The organism is Kitasatospora sp. NPDC001664, assembly GCF_053596675.1.
In genome coordinates, this window is the sequence record NZ_JBSFGS010000087.1 from 1 (window position 1) to 2,645 (window position 2,645).

The 2,645-nt window shown below is 71.3% G+C and carries 2 protein-coding genes; one reads left to right on the forward strand and one right to left on the reverse strand.

Annotated elements, in window-relative coordinates; translation table 11 throughout:
* Positions 1-421: 421 nt before the first annotated feature.
* Positions 422-1,426, reverse strand: a complete 1,005-nt coding sequence (locus ACWCYY_RS40765) for a stage II sporulation protein M (protein ID WP_449798974.1) — start codon at positions 1,424-1,426, stop codon at positions 422-424.
* A gap of 146 nt (positions 1,427-1,572) precedes the next feature.
* Between ACWCYY_RS40765 and ACWCYY_RS40770 the strand changes: the two genes are divergently transcribed.
* Positions 1,573-2,559: an RDD family protein gene (locus ACWCYY_RS40770; protein ID WP_449798975.1), complete on the forward strand. Its 987-nt coding sequence runs from the start codon at positions 1,573-1,575 to the stop codon at positions 2,557-2,559.
* The last annotated feature ends 86 nt before the right edge of the window (positions 2,560-2,645 follow it).

A 2,645-nucleotide genomic window follows, 5' to 3' on the forward strand; every position in this document is an offset into this window, starting at 1 on the left:
CTCCAACCCCACCGAACGGTGAGGCCGGGGATGTCAACATATCTGGCGTTGACTTTTGGCACGCTGTTGAGTTCTCAAGGAACGGTGGCTTCCTTTGGACTGCTTTCCAGCAGGCCCTCCGGGCGCTTCGTTCTTTCGTGTTTCCCAGCCTACCAGAAGAATTTCGGCCGTTTTACCGGCTTCATTCGTTCTGAATTCCCGCTGGGAGGGATTCGCCGATCCGCACGGGCACCTTTCGGCGCTCACCGCTTGGGCTTGGCGTTGTCGTAGACATTAACGTCTGACCGCGACCGTTGTCCAGTCGCTCTCAACCGTTCAAACCTACTCGCGTACTCCAACCGAGTCAATGGTTTTTGTGCGCTGATCATGAGACTACCAGGTCGGAAGGGGTTCTCCCGACCACCGGCGGGCGCCGCGCCGGTCAGGCGGCGACCGGGTGACGGTCCTCGCGGTCGGCGGCTTCGAGGTCGCCGGCCTCGCCGGTGGCTGCGGCGCGGCGGCCGAGGACGAGGGCGTAGAGGAGGAAGAGGACCTCGGCCACGGCGCCGATGGTGATGCGGGCCCAGGTGGGGAGGGGGGACGGGGTGACGAAGGCTTCGAGGAGGCCGCTGACGAAGAGGACCACGGTGAGGCCGATCGCCATGCCGATGACGGCGCGGCCCTCCTCCGCGAGGGCGACGAGGCGGGGGCGGGGGCCGGGGTCGATGACCGTCCAGCCGAGGCGCAGGCCGAGGCCGGCTGCGACGAAGACGGCGGTCAGTTCCAGGAGGCCGTGCGGGAGGAGGAGGCCGAGGAAGAAGTCGAGGCGGCCGGCGGAGGACATCAGGCCGAGGGCGATGCCGAGGTTCATCACGTTGCCGAGCAGGACGTAGAGGACCGGGAGGCCGAGCAGGACGCCGAAGATCAGGCACTGGGCGGCGATCCAGGCGTTGTTGGTCCACACCTGGGCGGCGAAGGAGGTGGCGGGGTGGTCGGAGTAGTAGGTCTCGTACTCGCCGCCCTCCTTGGTCATCTCGTGCAGGCCCTCGGGGGCGATGATCGAGTCGCGGACCTCGGGGTGGGTGGAGACCCACCAGGCGATCAGGGCGGAGAGCAGGATCGCGAGGACCGCGATCGGTATCCACCAGCGGCGGGAGCGGTAGAGGGCGGCCGGGAAGCTGACGGCGAAGTAGCGGCCGGCGTCGCGCCAGGAGGAGGAGCGGCGGCCGGTGACGGCGCTGCGGGCGCGGGCCACCAGGGTGGTGAGGCGGCCGACCAGGGTCGGGTCGGGGGCCGTGGACTGCACCTGGGCCAGGTGGCTGGTGGCGCGCTGGTAGAGGCTGACGAGCTCGTCGGCCTCCTCCCCGGTGAGGCGGCGGCGCTTGCTCAGGGCCTCCAGTCGGTGCCACTCCGCCTGGTGGGCGGCGACGAAGACGTCCAGGTCCATGGGGCGGCTCTCCTGCTGGGCGGCGGGTGCTCGGGCGGGTCGGGGCTCAGCATGCCAGAGGGGTGGGCCGCCCTTCCTGTGGGTTCCGGGGGCCCGTATGTTGGCGGACTGTCGGCGGTGCGGATCAGGACGGGCGGGGGACGGCAGTGAGCGAACTGGTCACGGGTGAGGCGGTGGTGCTCGGGCTGCGGTCCGCCAAGCTGCCGAGCCGGATGCTGGCGATCGGGCTGGACCTGCTCGCCCAGGTGCTGCTGATGATCGTGCTGATGCTCGGGATGACCCTGTCGGTCATCGAGGTCGACGACGCGGCCGGGGCCGCGATCGGGCTCGGTCTCATGGTGTTCTGCCTGGTGATCCTGCCGGTGCTGGTGGAGACGCTCTCCGGGGGACGGTCGCTGGGGAAGCTGGCGTTCGGGCTGCGGGTGGTGCGGACGGACGGCGGGCCGGTGCGGTTCCGGCACTCGCTGGTGCGGGGGCTGGTCGGGTTCGTCGAGCTGCCGATGCTGATGGGGGTGCCCGCGCTGATCAGCTCGATGGTCTCGCCGGAGGGGCGGCGGCTCGGGGACGTGTTCGCGGGGACGCTGGTGGTCCGGGAGCGGGTGCCGGGTGCGGGCGGGGGCCGGGACGCGCTGCCGCCGGTTCCGCCGGAGCTGCTGGCCGGGATCGGTGGCGGGCTGGTCTCGCTCGACCTGTCGGCGGTGCCGGATCCGCTCTGGCTGGCGATCCGCCAGTACCTGAGCCGGATCGGGCAGTTGGACCCGGCGGTGGGCTTCGGGATGGCGCAGCGGCTGGCCGGGGACCTGGTGGCGTACACCGGGCAGGCGGCACCGCAGGGGGTGCATCCGGCGCAGTACCTGGGGGCGGTGCTGGTGGAGCGTCAGCGTCGGGACTGGGAGCGGTCGGTGGCCGGGCAGGCGCAGGGCGGGTACCCGGTGGCGCAGCAGGTACCGGCGCAGGGCGGCGGGCAGCAGCAGCCGTTGGAGCGGGCACGGCGGTACGAGGCTCCCGTCGCCCCTCCCCCCGCGGCACCGGCGGCACCGGCACCCGTCGCACCGCCCGTGCAGGCACCGGCACCCGTCACACCCCCCGCGCAGGCACCGGCTGCCGAGGGCGGGTTCGCTCCGCCGGCCTAGGCCGTTTCTTTCGGATCATCGGATCGTTGGATCTGATGTGTCGTTGACTGATGCCCAGTGGGCGCGGATCGAGCCGTTGCTGCCGG

What these genes read in the sequence shown, in the direction of transcription:
- ACWCYY_RS40765 (WP_449798974.1), bottom strand. Translation starts at nt 1,426, where the DNA reads ATGGACCTGGACGTCTTCGTCGCCGCCCACCAGGCGGAGTGGCACCGA.